The organism is Rhizobium sp. RAF56, from assembly GCF_052113965.1.
In the GTDB taxonomy this organism is placed as follows: Bacteria; Pseudomonadota; Alphaproteobacteria; order Rhizobiales; family Rhizobiaceae; genus Rhizobium.
On sequence record NZ_JBFRDU010000017.1, the window covers coordinates 43,108 to 58,920 of the forward strand.

Consider the following 15,813-nt stretch of genomic DNA (forward strand, 5'->3'; position numbering starts at 1 on the left):
CATGGATGCTGCGGCAGCTTGCAGCCGCTCGCCCGGACCTTCATGCGGGAGGCGGACCTTAAGGCTGAAATCAAGGCCGGGGCGGTGGACTACTACTGCCGTTCCGTCCCAACACGAGCAGGCGTCTTATGGATAATCTGCAATCACCTGGTTCCGGCACAAACCCAGGTTCGCAACACGACCCTGCGTATAGCGAGGTCACAAGGGAACAGGCAGAGGCGGCCATCCGCGTTCTTCTGCAATGGGCTGGTGACGATCCGGATCGAGAAGGATTGCGCGATACTCCAGCCCGGGTCGTTCGATCCTATGAAGAGCTTTTCGCCGGATATCACCAGGACCCCGCGACCGAGCTCGCACGCACCTTTTCCGAAGTCGCCGGCTATTCCGACGTTGTGCTCGTGAAGGACATCCAGTTCCATTCTCACTGCGAGTGTCATCTGGCGCCAATCATCGGGAGAGCCCACGTCGCCTACCGTCCCGGCGCTGCGGTGGTAGGACTTTCAAAAATCGCAAGGGTCGTGGATATCTTCGCCCGGCGCCTTCAGACACAGGAATCCATGACGGCGCAGATAGCCGGAGCGCTCGCCGACCACCTCTCCCCAAAAGGGGTCGCTGTCCTCATCGAAGCGGAGCACTTGTGCATGTCGATGCGAGGTGTGCGCAAGCAGGGCGCGATTACATCGACAATAGTGTTTCTCGGCGACTTTTCTGAAGATGCTGTTCAGCAGGCGAGGTTCTTGACCATGGTTCGCGGCTCCTGAATTCTCGACCGCTGGGGTGGCCGTTGCAAGCGCGTCACTTAGATAGTTCGTCATGGAGGAACTTCATGGCGAACTTGGACGACGAACCGAGAGTGCTTCACAGCGCAATGCGATAGCCTGAAGAGAAACAGCTTCGTTCCGGCCGTGAGCACAATCCGCTTCAGATCAAATGGCTGCGATGGCCTTTGACAGGTTCGGGCGCTGCATGCTTGGCCGCTTTGCGCGTTGGCCACGACCGAAGTATTAACCTGAGATGAACCTACCGCTTCCAACGATACGCAAATACGAGGAGGTAAAGAATGGCACAGGACCAAGCTAAGCCCGTCGGCCCCGATCTTACAGAGGGCGTTGCGCTCGACAAGCTTGCCGATGGCGGCAAGCTTGTCGGCCATGTCGGAAAAGACCAGGTCCTGCTGGTTCGCGGCGCCACGGAGTTGTTTGCGGTCGGGACGCATTGCACGCATTACCATGGTCCGCTCGTCGACGGGCTCGTTGTTGGAGATACCGTGCGCTGTCCCTGGCATCACGCCTGCTTTGACTTGCGCACGGGCGAAGCCTTGCGCGCTCCGGCATTGAGCGCGCTGCCCAGCTGGACGGTCGAGCAGCGCGATGGAAAGATTTTCGTGGGCAGCAAGCGCGAACAGCCGGCGCCAACGCGGCGCACGTCCACACCTGACTTACCCAAGAGAATCGTAATCATCGGCGGCGGGGCCGCGGGATTTGCGGCAGCGGAAAAGCTGCGGCGTGAGCGCTACGAGGGCAGCATCGTCATGCTCAGCAGTGAGGACGCCCCTCCGATCGACCGGCCAAACCTATCCAAGGACTACTTGGCCGGCAGCGCGCCCGAAGATTGGATGCCGCTGCGCGGGGAGAGCTTTTATGCCAAGAATGGCATCGATCTCCGCTTGAAGACGAACGTGACTGCAATCGACACACGGGCCGGGGAAGCTGTCATCGCCGACGGCGGCAGGGTGGCCTATGATCGGCTGCTGCTTGCGACCGGTTCCGAGCCGGTGCGCCTTTCAATCCCGGGTGCCGACCAGCCGCACGTATACACACTCCGATCGCTCGCCGATTGCCGCGCCATCATCGCGGCGGCCAAGAGCGCCCGCCGTATTGTCGTCATCGGCGCGAGTTTCATCGGGCTCGAGGTTGCGGCAGCACTGCGCACGCGCGAGATCGAAGTTCACGTCGTGGCGCCTGAACGGCGCCCCATGGAGCGCATCCTGGGTCTTGAGATCGGTGACTTTTTGCAGGCTCTGCACACGGAACACGGTGTTATTTTCCATCTTGAGGACACTGCGAGCGCCATCGACGGCAGCCACGTGAAGCTCAAGAGCGGCGGCACGATCGAGGCGGATCTCGTGATTGTCGGAATTGGTGTGCGACCGCGGACCGAGCTTGCCGAAAAGGCCGGGCTTACCGTTGATCGCGGTGTCGTGGTGAACGCATATCTCGAAACCAGTGCGCCCAGGATATTCGCTGCCGGCGACATTGCGCGCTGGCCCGATCCTCACACCGGACAGAATATCCGCGTCGAACATTGGGTCGTTGCTCAGCGTCAGGGTCAAACGGCCGCGCTCAACCTCTTGGGACAGCAAGAGAAATTCACGGCCGTGCCTTTCTTCTGGAGCCAGCACTATGACGTCCCGATCAACTATGTCGGCCATGCCGAGACATGGGACGAAGTCGTGATCGAGGGCGACGTTGCCAGCAAAGACTGCCTTGTCCGCTTCAATCGTGGCGGCCGCGCGCTCGCCGTCGCCTCGATTTTCCGCGACATTGAAAGCCTTCGAGCCGAGGTGGCCATGGAGCAGGACGCGGCGCAATAGGGGTGGAGCGGGCGTTCCAGGCCGGTACGCCCCCAATCTAACTGCCGTCGATCGCCTCGCCGATGCGGGCGATCGCCTGCTGGTAGACACTTGCGGAGTTCCAGCCAGCGATGGCGCCCATGTTGCCCTGGTATCCCCCGCCGGCCTGCCAGCCGTGCGCCCTGAGGAAGTTGGCCGTGGACATCAGCGCGGTACTCTTGTCGCGCATGTTCCTGCTGCCGACGCCGTATCTCATGACGTTCCCGGGCAGGAACCCGGTCTGGCCGATTTCGCCGTGCATGGCGCCGACCGAGCCGGCACTCAGCGCGCCGCTGTCGACCAGCTTGAGCGCCGCGATGGCATGCGGCGCGAAGAATTGCGGGCGGCGGCAATCGTAGGCGAGCGTGACGATAGCCGAAACAGTGTTCTGGTTGCCCATGGAGGCGCCGAAGCCGGTCTCCATACCCCAGATGGCGAGCAGCACCCCGGGGGGCACGCCGTAGTTACGCTCGATGTTGTCGAAGAGTGCCGCGTTCGCCGTCTTTAGCGAACGGCCCTTGGAAATGATCGCGGACCCACCGCGTCGTCTCATAAAGTCGTCGACCGAGCCACTGAAAGCCTTGTTGACGGAGCGGTCGGCCTGGATGGTGCCCACGGCGTATTTTGCACCGGCAAGCGCTGCAAGACCCTTCCCCTTGACGCCGGCGGCCTTTGCAGTCTCGGCAAACCCTACCTTCCATTGTTCAAACCCGGCCGCGCTTTTGCCGCATGAGGCCGCCTGAGCAACGCACGCTAGCAGGCAGAGGGCGAGGGCGCCCGCCGCAGCAATCAACCGTCCTTTAGCAAAGAGTGCCATGTCGCTCTCCTAGGCGTCCCGCAACCAAATCTTCAGCAGCTTGCGTAGCAACTTCATTGCGGCGCCTTGTTCCCCCTGGTCTGGACTGGAACTTCCAAGACCGCACCCTCAGCATCGACGCTACGCCACGGATACACCATACGCCCGTCAATCCTGAGGTAAACTCGTCTAGTTGCCAGATAGCGCACGACTTAGGCCGACGTTTGCGCAGGCCTGCCCCGATCATTGGTCCAAGATAGCTACCCAGCGCCGGACGGTCTCATGGGAGATGACGATCCCGCGTTCTGCCAACAGATCTTCGACATCGCGGAAGCTCAAACGAAGCGGTGATCAGATCGCCTGCGATGCTGGGAGCACTGAATTTCTCGGTTCCCTGCTTACAACGGAACGTCATTTCTTTTGTTCACTAATTTTATAGACAATATTTGATGCAGCAATGAAGGAGATATATACATGTCGCTACGCTTGGTGGGCATCGCCGGTAGTTTTAACCGTCCGTCCAAGACCTACGCATTGGTTGAGCATATTGCGGGGCTTGCCGCAGAAAGCTACGGCCTCGCCACGAAGGTCTACGACCTCAAGGATGTCGGCCCGTCCCTGGGGACGGCCCTGTCGCGCAGCGAGTTGGACCAGCAAGCGCGGACCGTTCTCGACGATATCGTCAATGCGGATGTCCTGGTCGTGGGGTCGCCGACCTACAAAGGGTCATATCCTGGCCTGTTCAAACACCTTATCGATCTTATCGAGCCGAACGAACTGCGCTCCAAGCCGATCGTCGTCGCCGCCACGGGTGGTGGAGATCGCCACGCCTTGATCGTCGAACACCAACTGCGGCCGCTGTTTGGGTTCTTCATGGCGCACACCTTGCCGACGGCGGTCTATGCCTCAGACCGTGATTTCGTCGACTACCGGGTCGCCTCGCAGGCTCTGTCTGAGCGCATCGGCTCGGTCGTCGACGAACTGGCCACCTTTGTCCCCTCAAGAAAGGCGACGCTACAGGCAGCCGAATGAGCGGCGTCCGTGGCCGTCGCCATCGCTTTCGGGATCCGCCAACACGATCTTATGAGGATTGATGATGACGCCAGTATTGATACTGCCAGGCCTCTTTGGCTCAGAAGAGGCGCACTGGCAGAGCGTTTGGTTGCACGATCGTCCCGAAAGTCGTCTCGTTGCCCAGCATGACTGGGATCATCCGGATCTGAGTGCCTGGGGCGCGAAGCTGGAGGCCGAGCTCGAGGATGCCGAGGAGGCCTACATCGTTGCCCACAGTCTCGGCTGCCTGCTGATCGCAAACCTCGCCGGCCGGCCGGCGGCGGCGCGGGTAAAGGGCGCGTTGCTTGTTGCTCCCTGCGATTTGCCGGTAACCGAGAGGTTGCACCCAGGCCGCATAAGGTTCGGAGCCATGCCGACTGCTAGATTGCCGTTCCCGAGCGTGGTCGTCGGAAGCTTGAACGACTTATATATGCCGCTCGATCGCTTGACGTTTTTCGCCCGCATTTGGGGCAGCGAATTGCGCAATGTCGGTTTGGGCGGACACATCAATGTCGCGAGTGGTTATGGCAGGTGGCTAGGCGGCTACCGCACCTTCGAGAAGCTGAAAGCAAGGACGCATCGCCTCGATGACGTGCCGCAACGAAAGAGCCCTGATTTGTTGCGCGTCAACTAGCGCAGCTGAGGTTCGACGCTCTCCCTATACCGACCGTAGATGGATTTTCCTCTGTTCACCGTGAAGGGAGACGCCTATTTCTTTAATACAGTAATTTTATAGACAATATATGAACCATGCTTCTTCTTTTGCCGGAAGGAGAGGGATGGCACTGCCATCCTTACCACGACTCGGTCCCCGCTTGTTGGACGACAGAGCGAGGGAAAGCAGCTTCAGAGTAAACGGAGGATCGCATGACGCCGAATTTCATCCGTGATTTGAAAGAGCGTTTTGATCGGCTCCTTTCGCCACCGCTTGATAAAGAGTTCTCCAACAGGAACTCCGGCGAGGGATCAAAGACTTCGCCGCGTGGGGAGGCCGAGGACTCCTTGCTCGACTATGAGCGCTATCATTGGGGCTCCGGTGCGGGCCAGTGGTACTGAGGAGATCTGCAGGATGGCACTCACCTTCGACATTCGTCAGCCGAGCCCGGGATTCCGCTCCAGGAACATCCATTCGAAAGTCACATATTGCCTGGAACTGGGATCGATCGTCTCATCCTTCACCTTCATCCTTGCTCTCCTGATCGGCGTATTCTGATGGAAGCCGTCGCGTTTGCCGTTCTGCGGTGGAACTAAAGGAGAGGCGGTGAGATCGTTTCCAATGCACGGCAATTCAAGGATGTCTCTGACGGAGGATCTGGTTTCGCGCAGCCTTAGGCCCGAGGTTGATCCGGGGCCGGATCCACATCGAGCACCTCTCCAGGACAGTGATGTGGAGACTTTGTCCCATCGTCTTCTTGCCGAATGCGGGGATCAGCCGCTTTGGGTCTTCGCGTATGGTTCATTGATATGGAAGCCGGATTTCGATGCCGTCGAAGCTCGCCATGGCACCGCGACCGGCTGGCACCGTTCCTTTTGTCTGGAGATGACCAGCTGGCGCGGTTCGCGGACGCAGCCGGGATTGATGATGGCGCTTGACCGGGGCGGGCGCTGCAATGGCGTCGCCTTCAGGCTCAGCGGTGATGACCGCCTGGGCCAGATTCGTCGCATGGTCCGGCGTGAGGTCGGCACCTTGCAGGATGCGTCCACTGTTCGCTGGGTCTCGATCCAGACCATGCAGGGCAGGGTGCGGGCGCTGGTCTTCTGGGCTGGGCCAAGGGGTGAGCGCGTGTTGCGGAAGCTGCCCTTGGAAGCCGTGGCGGGTGTGCTTGCAAGAGCCTGCGGCCACATGGGGTCTTGCGCCGAGTATCTTTACCTCACCGTGAAGCATCTTGAGGAATGGGGTATTCGCGACCGCAATTTGTGGCAACTGCAGAAGTTGGTCGCCTGCGAACTTAAGGCGATCCATGGCCTGGACGAAAGTCCCGCCTGACGATCGTACTGCGTGCGAACTTTACCTTTGCCCCGAGCAGGCGCCTCCGCGCGTTGCCGGATGCGCGGCACTCTCCGGAAAGGTCCCGGAGGAAGGTAAATTCCGCGGCCAGCCTCTGGCAGCTTTTTTCCCGCAACCTCTTCGAATGAGAATGGCATTTCTTATAAAGCGCTTTGTCTACTGATTTTATAGATTATATCGAATTACATATAGACGGAATGAAGCGTTATGCCCTACCTCCTCAGTCTCCTTGACAAGAGTCCCATCGAAAACGGGAAGGATGCCGCTGCCGCGCTACAGACGACGACGCGGCTGGCGGTGAGAGCGGAAGAGCTCGGTTATCACCGATTCTGGGTCGCCGAACACCATGACATGGCAAATCTGGCGAGTTCCGCACCGGAGGCGCTGATCGCCTACCTGCTCGCCAGAACCTCGAAGATCCGCATTGGCTCGGGCGGCGTCATGCTGCAGCACTACAGCGCGTACAAGGTCGCCGAAACCTTCAATCTTCTCGCCTCCCTAGCACCTGGGCGCGTCGATCTCGGTGTCGGCAAGGCGCCAGGCGGCTTTCCACTCTCGACGCGCGCCTTGCAGGCGGCGGTGGATCCGGCGAGGAAGCCGGATTTCGCGGACCAATTGTCAGACATAAACACCTACCTTGCAGCCGATCCCAACCACGAAGGCGCAAAAGCGACGCCCTTTCCGCCCTCCGCACCTCAGCGCTTCCTGCTTGGCGCCAGCGTCGAGAGCGCCAAGCTTGCGGCGGAGAAGGGTTGGGAGCTTGTTTTCGCCGGCCATCTCAACGGCGATCCGGAGAACCTGCGCAAGACATTCGAGGCCTATGAGCACGCCTCCGGCGGCAAGAGCCCGATTTTGGCGCTCGCGGCCTTCGCCGCCGAGAGCGAGGAACTGGCCCGCGAGCGTGTGGGCGATCTGCGCATCGTCAAGGTGTTCCTGCCCAACGGCCAGAGCGTCAATGTCGGCAGCGAGGAACAGGCTGCCGAATTCGCCCGTCAAGCTGGTGTCACCGACTACCGCACCGAGGAGAAGGTGCCGAACGTCCTGCATGGCACAGCGACCGAGATCCGCAAGGAGCTCGACGAGTTGCATCGCCGCTACGGCGTCAAAGAGTTCGTGCTCGACACTCCGGCGCTGTCAGCGGCTGAACGCCTCTCCTCCATCGAACTGCTCGCCAACGAGCGGCTTTCCCTCGTCGCCTGATCGTTTTTAAGGATTGATCCCATGGCACAAAGACACGTTACCTTCGGCATCATGCTGCAAGGGCCTGGCGGGCATATGAACGCCTGGAAGCATCCAAGCGGCCCTGCCGATGCGAGCGTCAACTTCGACTTCTTCGTCGAGACTGCCCGAAAGGCCGAGGAGGCCGGCATCGCTTTTGCCTTCGTCGCCGACGGTCTCTACATCAACGAGCAGTCGATCCCGCATTTTCTCAACCGCTTCGAGCCCCTGACGGTGCTGTCGGCGCTTGCGGCTTCCACCTCAAAGATCGGCCTCGTCGGCACAGTCTCCACTTCCTATAGCGACCCGTTCACGGTTGCCCGCCAGTTCGCCTCGATAGACCTCATCAGCGGCGGTCGGGCCGGATGGAACGCGGTTACGTCGCCGCTCGAGGGATCCGGGCGCAACTACAGCCGCGAACATCCCGAACATGAGCTGCGCTACGAAATCGCCGAGGAGTATATCGATGCCGTCAAGGGCCTCTGGGATTCCTGGGATGACGACGCTTTCGTCCGCAACCGCGAGACGGGCGTCTTTGTCGACAAGGCGAAAATGCATCGCCTGAACCACAAGGGCCGTTTCTTCCGCATCGAGGGGCCGCTGAACATCGGCCGCTCGAAGCAGGGGCAGCCGGTGGTCTTCCAGGCGGGCGCCTCCGATTCTGGCATCCGCCTTGCCGGCAAGCACGCCGATGCCGTCTTCACGAACGGCGGTCCGTTCGAGGAGGCACGGGCCTTCTACCGGCAGCTGAAAGACAGCGTGATCGCGCACGGGCGCTCAACCGCCGAAGTAGGCATCTATCCCGGTATCGGCCCGATCGTCGGCGCGACCGCGCAGGAAGCTGAAGCAAAGTATCAGGCGATCCGAGAGCTGGTCACGGTAGAGGAAGCGCTGCTCTATCTCGGCCGCTTCTTCGACCACCACGATTTCAGCGTCTATCCGCTCGACGAGGCTTTCCCTGATATCGGCGATATCGGCCGCAACAACTTCCGAGCGACCACCGACCGCATCAAGGCCACGGCGCGCGACAAGGGCCTGACGCTTCGTCAAATCGCGCTCGACGTCGCTACGCCGAGGACTGCCTTTATCGGCACGCCGGATCATATCGCCGACGAGATCATCCGCTGGGTGGATGGCGGGGCCGCTGACGGCTTCATCCTCGGCTTCCCGGTGATCGCCGAAGGCTTCGAGGACTTTGCCAGCGATGTCCTGCCGATCCTCGAAAAGCGCGGCTATTTCGACCCGGTGCTCAATGGTGAAACGCTGCGGGATCATCTTGGGCTGCCCTTCCGTGAAAGCCGCCATACGGCCGGCGACAGCGGTCATGAACATGGAAAGGCAGTCGGCGCCTGAGTGCTGTCTGAACGGCCATGAACGTCATGATAAACGCGCCACATAGCAACGATCCGGTCGAGCGGGGTATTGCCGCCTACCTCGACGAGATCATCGCATTCCGGCAAGACCTCCATCAGTATCCGGAGCTTGCCTTTCAGGAGCGCCGGACCAGCAAACTTGTGGCATCGCACCTTGCCTCCTGGGGCTATGAGGTGGCGACGGGCATTGCCGGAACCGGCATCGTCGCCACCCTCAGGCGCGGAAATGGGGTCAAGCGGGTGGGCATCCGCGCCGACATGGACGCGCTGCCCGTCGAGGAGGCAAACGAACTCGACTATGCCAGCAACAATCCGGGCGTCATGCATGCCTGCGGTCACGACGGGCATACCTCGATCCTGCTCGCGGCTGCGCGCTATCTGGCAGAAAGCAGCAATTTCAACGGCACGCTGCGGCTGATTTTCCAGCCGGCGGAAGAAATCGGCGCTGGCGCCCGCAAGATGATTTCAGAGGGCCTCTTCGACCAGTTCCCCGTCGATGCGGTCTTCGGGCTGCACAATTGGCCGGGCGTTCCGGCGGGACAGTTCGGCTTCGTTGCCGGCGCCGCCATGGCTTCAGTCGATCAGGCGGTGATCAAGATCATCGGCAAGGGTGGTCACGGAGCAGAGCCACATCGCGCCGTCGATCCCGTTCTTGCTTCGGCATCTTTCATCACGGCGCTGCAAAGCGTGGTCTCCCGCAATGTCGATCCGCAGGACATGGCCGTGGTCACGGTCGGCTCCATCCATGCGGGCTCCGCCTCGAATGTCATACCGGAAAGCGTCGAGCTGAAGCTGACGATGCGCGCATTCAATGAAGGCGTGCGTCGACAGCTCGAGGATCGCATTCCGGCGCTGGCGCGGGCGCAGGCGGAAAGTTTCGGCGCCGTCGCGGACGTGAACTATCGGCTTGGATTCCCGGCGCTGATAAATCACGCCGACGAAACGGCCTTCGCTTGCAAAGTCGCCGTCGACGCGCTCGGTGCTGCCGCGGTCGAGAAGGATTTTCGACCGCGAACGGCGAGCGAGGATTTTGCCTTCATGCTGCAGGCGAATCCCGGCAGCTATCTGTTCGTCGGCAATGGCGACAGCGCCCCGCTGCACAGCGCCCACTACAATTTCAACGACGCGATCATAGCGCCCGCCGCGCGCTACTGGGTGCGTCTCGTCGAATCCTTCCTCACTGATGACAACAGGTGACGAACCATATGAGCGATACGTTCCTCTATACGACACCCCTCGATCCGCTCGCAAAGCCGCTGATCGACGAACTTATCCATGAGTATGACAGCCGCTACGGGTCGTATTTTAACGCCGAAGGCGCGGCCGCCGAATTGAATCGCTATCCGCCCGAGGCCTTCGCCCCGCCCAGCGGCAATTTCCTGCTGCTTATCCGCGACGGCGAAACCGTCGGCGGTGGCGCGTTCAAGGCCTACGACGATCGAACAGCCGAGTTCAAACGCATCTGGACCCGCTCGGACCTGCGCCGACGGGGATTGGCGCGACACGTGCTGGTCGAACTGGAGGCCCAGGCGGCGCGACAGGGTTACGAGCGCATTTTCCTGACCACCGGCTTTCGCCAGCCGGAGGCCGTCGGCCTCTATTTGAACTACGGCTACACGGCACTTTTCGACAGGACCGTCGATCCTGAAACCCACAGGATCCTGCCGTTCGAGAAGGACATCCGTCACCTCCTGCCGGCAATCGACGAGGAGGCGGAACAGCCGCGCCTGCGGTTTGCAGGGGGAAATGTCTGAGGAAGACGGCAGGCATCGGCCGATGAATTCACAAGGGGAAGCAGCATGGCATTGACGACCGATTTCGTGGGAATTGAGCCCGGCACAAGATCCGGCGAGGCAAGGCAGGACTATTCCCGCTATCGCATCGTGCCGGCGCGCCATCCCGGCCGGACGGCCGGCACCATATTCGCCGCCGTCGTCATCGCCGCCGTGCTCTACTCCACTTTCACCAACCCGCGCTGGGGTTGGGGCGTCTTTGCCGAATGGTTCTTCGCTGAGCCGGTGCTCGTCGGTCTCGGCAGGACGCTGCTTTTGACCGCGCTTGCCGCGATCTCAGGTTCGATTTTCGGAACCGCGCTGGCGCTGGCGCGCGTCTCGAAGTCGCCGCTGCTCGCGGGTCTCTCCTGGGGCTACATTTGGCTGCTGCGCTCCATTCCCGTCATCGTGCTGCTACTGGTTCTCAACAATCTCGGCTATCTCTACGAGACGATCACCATCGGCATCCCCTTCACGGACAGGGTCTTCCTGAACTATCCGACCGTGCAGCTGCTGACGCCATTTGCCGCCGCCTTCCTCGGTCTCACGCTCAATCAATCCGCCTTCTTCGCGGAGATCGTGCGCGGCGGCATCCTGTCCGTCGATCACGGTCAGCACGAGGCAGCGGCCGCCCTCGGTCTGCCGCGACACCGGCAGGTGTTTCGTATCGTGCTTCCGCAGGCCATGCGTTCGATCCTGCCAACCGGTTTCAATGACCTGATCGGCTTGGCCAAGAGTACCTCTATGGTCTATGTGCTGGCGCTGCCGGAACTCTTCTACACCGTCCAGGTCATCTATCGCCGCAACCTGGAGGTCATTCCGCTGCTCATGGTGGCGACCGTCTGGTATCTGGTCATCATGACGGTGCTGTCGATCGCGCAGCACTATATCGAGCGCTATTTCTCCAAGGGTGCGTTACGCAATCCGAAGCCGTTGCCCTTCCAGGCATTCTTCGATGGTTTTCGCCGTCCGCTGCCCGCGGTCGAGCCGGTCGCCGCCGATATTGCGTTTAAGCACGGCTTTCGCGACGCTGCGGTGTTCAGGAGCGGCGGTGCGGTGCGCATCCACGGGATATCGAAAAGCTTCGGCGCACTGAAGGTGCTGGACAATGTCGAGCTCAACCTACCGGCGGGCAGCGTCACCGCCATACTCGGCCCCTCAGGTTCCGGCAAGTCGACGCTGCTGCGCACCATCAATCATCTGGAACGGGTCGATAGCGGTTTTATCTCCGTCGACGGCGAATTCGTCGGCTATGCGCAGAAGGGCGACACGCTCTTTGAACTGAAGGAGAAAGATGTTCTGAAACGCCGCGCCGATATCGGCATGGTTTTTCAGAACTTCAATCTCTTCCCGCATCTGACTGTGCTCGAAAATCTCATTGAGGCGCCGATCCAGGTGCGCGGAACAAACCGCGACGAGGCCGTGCGGCTCAGCCAGGAATTGCTGGCGCGCGTCGGGCTTAGCGACAAGATCAACGCTTATCCGCGCCAGCTCTCGGGCGGCCAGCAGCAGCGCGTGGCGATTGCGCGCGCGCTGGCGCTTCGCCCCAAGGTCCTGCTTTTCGACGAGCCGACCTCGGCGCTCGATCCTGAATTGGTCGGCGAGGTTCTCGACGTCATCAAGGATCTGGCGCGCACCGGTACGACGCTGGTGATCGTCACGCACGAGATCGGATTTGCCCGCGAAGTTGCCGATACCGTCGTCTTCATGGAGGGCGGCCACATTCTGGAGATCGGGGCGCCCGCGCTCATTTTCAACGAGGCAAGGCACCCGCGAACACGCGAATTCCTGGCCAAGGTTCTCTAACGACAAGCTTACACGGAAAGCCAGCCGCGATGTGCGGATGGATGGGACTGAATACGACCACAACCAGAGGCTGAAAAGGAGAGAGAATAATGACATTTTACTCTGAAACAAAACTTATGGTGGCAGGCGCGGTGCTCGCGTTGCTAAGCTTCAACGCTGCCCAGGCGGCTGAGAAATTCAACCTTAGCCCCGACACGTCCAACCGGGTGCGCGCCGAAAAGGATGAGACGGCCATCAAGGCGGTCTCGCCGAACTTCAAATTCGTAACGCCCGGCAAGCTCACCGTAGCAGTTAACGCGTGGGATCCGCCGATCGCCACCTATGCCACCGACACGGCGACCGTGGTGGGCGCTGATCCGGATCTTGCTCAGTTGCTGGCCGATTCCTTCGGTCTCGAACTGAACCTCGTCTCCGTCGCATGGGCCGACTGGCCGCTCGGCGTTTCCTCCGGCAAGTATGATGCCGTCATCAGCAACGTGACCGTCACCGAGGAACGCAAGGAGAAGTTCGATTTCTCCACCTATCGCAGGGACGTACTCGGCTTCTACGTCAAGTCCGACAGCAAGATTGCCTCGATCAAGGAACCAAAGGACGTGGCCGGCCTGAAGGTCATCACCGGCGCTGGCACCAATCAGGAAAAGATCATTCTGGAATGGGATCGCCAGAACGTTGCCGCCGGACTGAAGCCGATCGAGGTGCAATATTACGATGACCGCGCGGCGAGCGATCTGGCGTTGCAGTCCGGCCGCGCGGATGTCGAGTTCAATCCGAATGCGACGCAGGCCTACAGTGCTTCGATCAAGGGCAACACCAAGCTCGTCGGCGTCGTTTCCGGCGGCTGGCCGCTGACGGCCGATATCGCCGTAACCACGAAGAAGGGTGCCGGCCTTGCCGATGCGATCACCGTCGCTCTCAATGATCTTATCAAGAGCGGCAAGTATGGTGAGGTTCTGAAGCGCTGGAGCGTCGAGGCAGAGGCCGTCGACCAGGCAAAGACCAACCCGGCCGGTCTGCCGAAGAGCGGCTCGTAGCTGACGTCGACGGGGTCGGCGCGCCACCGTGCCGCCGGCCCGTTTTCCTGCCGAAGTCGGAGACCAATCCGCCCGGCCTCCCGAAATATTGAAGGTGGTGAGACAATGAGCGGCAGACCCGTTGCCATCGGCCATATCGGCTTCCTTACACCCGGCAATTATTCAGCCGATGATCCGCTTTCCGGGCTGGAAAAGACGCTGCGGCTGCTGGCCTATGGCGAGCAGCTCGGCTTCAACAGTGCCTGGGCGCGGCAGCGGCATCTGGAGCCGGGCATCTCGTCGGCGACTGCCTTTCTCGCAGCCGCAACCCAACGAACAAGCCGCATTCAACTCGGCACCGCCGTCATTCCTATCGGCTACGAAAGCCCTTATCGGCTGGCGGAAGACCTTTCGACGGTCGATGTGCTGTCGCGCGGCCGATTGAATGTGGGCTTGAGTGCCGGCCGTCCGCTGCATGCCGATCTGATCGGCCCGCTCGCCTTCGACGGCGATTGGGAGGCGCTCGACTTCTCGCACGAGCGCGTGCTTCGTTTTGCCGACAATCTCCGCGGCACCTTTCTCGGTGACGAGGACACCTTCATCAAGACGCCGTTCGGGCCCCGGCGCCCGCGTCTGCAGCCCTACGCGAAGGGCCTGATCGATCGCATCTGGTATGGCGGCGGCTCGTTGCGTTCCGCCGGATGGGCAGGACGCAACGGCTTCAATCTCTTGATCGGAAACGTTACGACGGGCGAGGGGACTGACGATTTCTTCATCGCGCAATCCCGCCAGCTTGAGACCTATCGTCAAAGCGGCGGGGCGGAGCGGCGGGTGGCACTTGGTCGCGTCATCGTGCCGTTCGACAGCGCCGACGCGACTACCCGTAAACGCTATGCCGAATACGCTGCCGGTCGCCATGAGCGCACGCTCTCGCCGCAAGGCGAGCGCCGCACTCTCTTTGCCCGAGATATCGTCGGCACCTCGGACGATATTCTGGAGCAGCTCTTCGCGGATCCGATTCTTCCTGATGTCAGCGAGTTGCGCCTGGAGCTTCCCTATGAGTTCGAGGACGAGGAGTATCGCCAGATCATCCACGATTTCGTGACCAAGATTGCCCCGGAATTGGGATGGAGCCTGCCGTCCGCGACGTCGTTGGCGGGCTTTCAGCCGAGGTTTCATGGTATTGAAGAGCAGGAGCGCCACAGTGGCCAGAATATATGACAGCCTTTCGGAGCTGATCGGCAACACGCCGCTTCTCGAACTCCATAACTACAGAAGAAACAGGAACCTCAACGCTCGCATCCTCGCCAAGATTGAATATTTCAACCCAGCCGGCAGCATCAAGGACCGCATCGCCTGGGGCATCATCAAGCGCGCCGAGGAGGACGGAAAGATCCGACGCGGCGATCTGCTGGTCGATGTCACGAGCGGCAACACCGGCATCGGGCTCGCGGCGGTTGCCGCCGCCAGGGGCTATCGCACGAAATTCTACCTCAGCGACAATATCAGCCAGGACAAGATCAAACTTCTCAGTCTTTACGGCGCTGAGGTCGTCAAGGTGAAGAACGAGTTCTTCCTCGATCCGGAGGCGCTGGAAAAAATAACGGCCCGCGTCCAACAGGAAAACCCGACTGCCTTTTTCACCGATCAGCTCGCCAACCCGGCAAATCCGCGGACCCATTTCGAAACCACGGGTCCGGAGATCTGGCGCGACACCGATGGCGCGATCGATATATTCGTAGGGGCGGTCGGAACGGGTGGGACGATATCGGGTGCCGGCCGGTTTCTGAAATCGCAGAAGGCCGGTCTCAAGGTGGTGATCGCCGAGCCGGCGGCGGAATCCCTGCCGACCGAGGAAAAACCCTACCCGGACGAGATCGACGGAGTTCATAAGGTCACCGATGTCGCGCCCGAGCAACTGCCGCGAAACTTCGATACGACAATCGCCGATGAGGTGATTGCCCTCAACACCGCCGAGGCACGGAAAACGGCGGAGGCGTTGGTGCGGGAGGAGGGGATATTCGCAGGCACGTCATCGGGTGCGGTACTTTGGGCTGCGACCGCGCTTGCTGGCCGACCGGAGAACGCCGGCAAGGTTATCGTTGCCGTTCTGCCGGATACGGGCGAGCGTTATCTGACGGCGCCGACAGGGCAAACGTGATAGCA

General features: G+C 60.9%; 16 protein-coding genes and 1 pseudogene. 15 read left to right on the top strand and 2 right to left on the bottom strand.

What is annotated here, in order from left to right:
- Positions 1 to 128: 128 nt before the first annotated feature.
- On the top strand, positions 129 to 761 hold the full coding sequence (folE, locus tag AB4048_RS16040; protein WP_442202969.1) for a GTP cyclohydrolase I FolE: 633 nt from the start codon (positions 129 to 131) through the stop codon (positions 759 to 761).
- A 299-nt stretch (positions 762 to 1,060) separates the two neighbouring features.
- Positions 1,061 to 2,593, top strand: a complete 1,533-nt coding sequence (locus tag AB4048_RS16045) for an FAD-dependent oxidoreductase (protein WP_442202970.1) — start codon at positions 1,061 to 1,063, stop codon at positions 2,591 to 2,593.
- 37 nt (positions 2,594 to 2,630) lie between these two features.
- On the opposite strand, the gene AB4048_RS16050 is transcribed toward AB4048_RS16045, so the two are convergent.
- On the bottom strand, positions 2,631 to 3,428 hold the full coding sequence (locus AB4048_RS16050; protein ID WP_442202971.1) for a lytic murein transglycosylase: 798 nt from the start codon (positions 3,426 to 3,428) through the stop codon (positions 2,631 to 2,633).
- 30 nt (positions 3,429 to 3,458) lie between these two features.
- Positions 3,459 to 3,746, bottom strand: a pseudogene (locus AB4048_RS16055) (DDE-type integrase/transposase/recombinase); the annotation flags it as partial.
- 135 nt (positions 3,747 to 3,881) lie between these two features.
- Between AB4048_RS16055 and msuE the strand changes: the two are divergent.
- From msuE to AB4048_RS16120, 13 genes are all read left to right on the top strand, one after another.
- Positions 3,882 to 4,439: an FMN reductase gene (msuE, locus tag AB4048_RS16060; protein ID WP_442202972.1), complete on the top strand. Its 558-nt coding sequence runs from the start codon at positions 3,882 to 3,884 to the stop codon at positions 4,437 to 4,439.
- A 64-nt stretch (positions 4,440 to 4,503) separates the two neighbouring features.
- The gene (locus tag AB4048_RS16065; RefSeq protein ID WP_442203043.1) at positions 4,504 to 5,094 is read left to right on the top strand and encodes an RBBP9/YdeN family alpha/beta hydrolase; all 591 of its coding nucleotides are present in this window, start codon (positions 4,504 to 4,506) and stop codon (positions 5,092 to 5,094) included.
- A 233-nt stretch (positions 5,095 to 5,327) separates the two neighbouring features.
- Complete coding sequence (locus AB4048_RS16070) at positions 5,328 to 5,516, top strand: hypothetical protein (protein ID WP_442202973.1); 189 nt, start codon at positions 5,328 to 5,330, stop codon at positions 5,514 to 5,516.
- 13 nt (positions 5,517 to 5,529) lie between these two features.
- Complete coding sequence (locus tag AB4048_RS16075) at positions 5,530 to 5,673, top strand: hypothetical protein (protein WP_442202974.1); 144 nt, start codon at positions 5,530 to 5,532, stop codon at positions 5,671 to 5,673.
- Between the two features lie 63 nt (positions 5,674 to 5,736).
- Entirely contained in the window at positions 5,737 to 6,447 is a 711-nt protein-coding gene (locus AB4048_RS16080; RefSeq protein WP_442203044.1) for a gamma-glutamylcyclotransferase, read from the top strand.
- 228 nt (positions 6,448 to 6,675) lie between these two features.
- A complete protein-coding gene (locus tag AB4048_RS16085; protein ID WP_442202975.1) occupies positions 6,676 to 7,668 on the top strand; it encodes an MsnO8 family LLM class oxidoreductase in 993 nt (330 codons plus the stop codon).
- A 21-nt stretch (positions 7,669 to 7,689) separates the two neighbouring features.
- Entirely contained in the window at positions 7,690 to 9,039 is a 1,350-nt protein-coding gene (locus tag AB4048_RS16090) for an LLM class flavin-dependent oxidoreductase (protein ID WP_442202976.1), read from the top strand.
- A 17-nt stretch (positions 9,040 to 9,056) separates the two neighbouring features.
- Positions 9,057 to 10,256, top strand: a complete 1,200-nt coding sequence (locus AB4048_RS16095; protein ID WP_442202977.1) for a M20 aminoacylase family protein — start codon at positions 9,057 to 9,059, stop codon at positions 10,254 to 10,256.
- Between the two features lie 8 nt (positions 10,257 to 10,264).
- Positions 10,265 to 10,813 (top strand): GNAT family N-acetyltransferase, encoded by a 549-nt coding sequence (locus AB4048_RS16100; protein ID WP_442202978.1) that lies wholly within the window; start codon positions 10,265 to 10,267, stop codon positions 10,811 to 10,813.
- Positions 10,814 to 10,858: 45 nt separating this feature from the next.
- Positions 10,859 to 12,637 carry an amino acid ABC transporter permease/ATP-binding protein gene (locus AB4048_RS16105; protein WP_442202979.1) on the top strand — a complete coding sequence of 593 codons (1,779 nt, stop codon included), beginning with the start codon at positions 10,859 to 10,861 and terminating at the stop codon, positions 12,635 to 12,637.
- Between the two features lie 89 nt (positions 12,638 to 12,726).
- Entirely contained in the window at positions 12,727 to 13,668 is a 942-nt protein-coding gene (locus tag AB4048_RS16110; protein WP_442202980.1) for an ABC transporter substrate-binding protein, read from the top strand.
- Between the two features lie 105 nt (positions 13,669 to 13,773).
- Positions 13,774 to 14,868, top strand: coding sequence for an LLM class flavin-dependent oxidoreductase (locus tag AB4048_RS16115; protein WP_442202981.1), 1,095 nt, complete (start codon positions 13,774 to 13,776; stop codon positions 14,866 to 14,868).
- Positions 14,852 to 15,808 (top strand): PLP-dependent cysteine synthase family protein, encoded by a 957-nt coding sequence (locus AB4048_RS16120; protein ID WP_442202982.1) that lies wholly within the window; start codon positions 14,852 to 14,854, stop codon positions 15,806 to 15,808. Before AB4048_RS16115 ends, AB4048_RS16120 begins: the two co-directional genes overlap by 17 nt.
- The last annotated feature ends 5 nt before the right edge of the window (positions 15,809 to 15,813 follow it).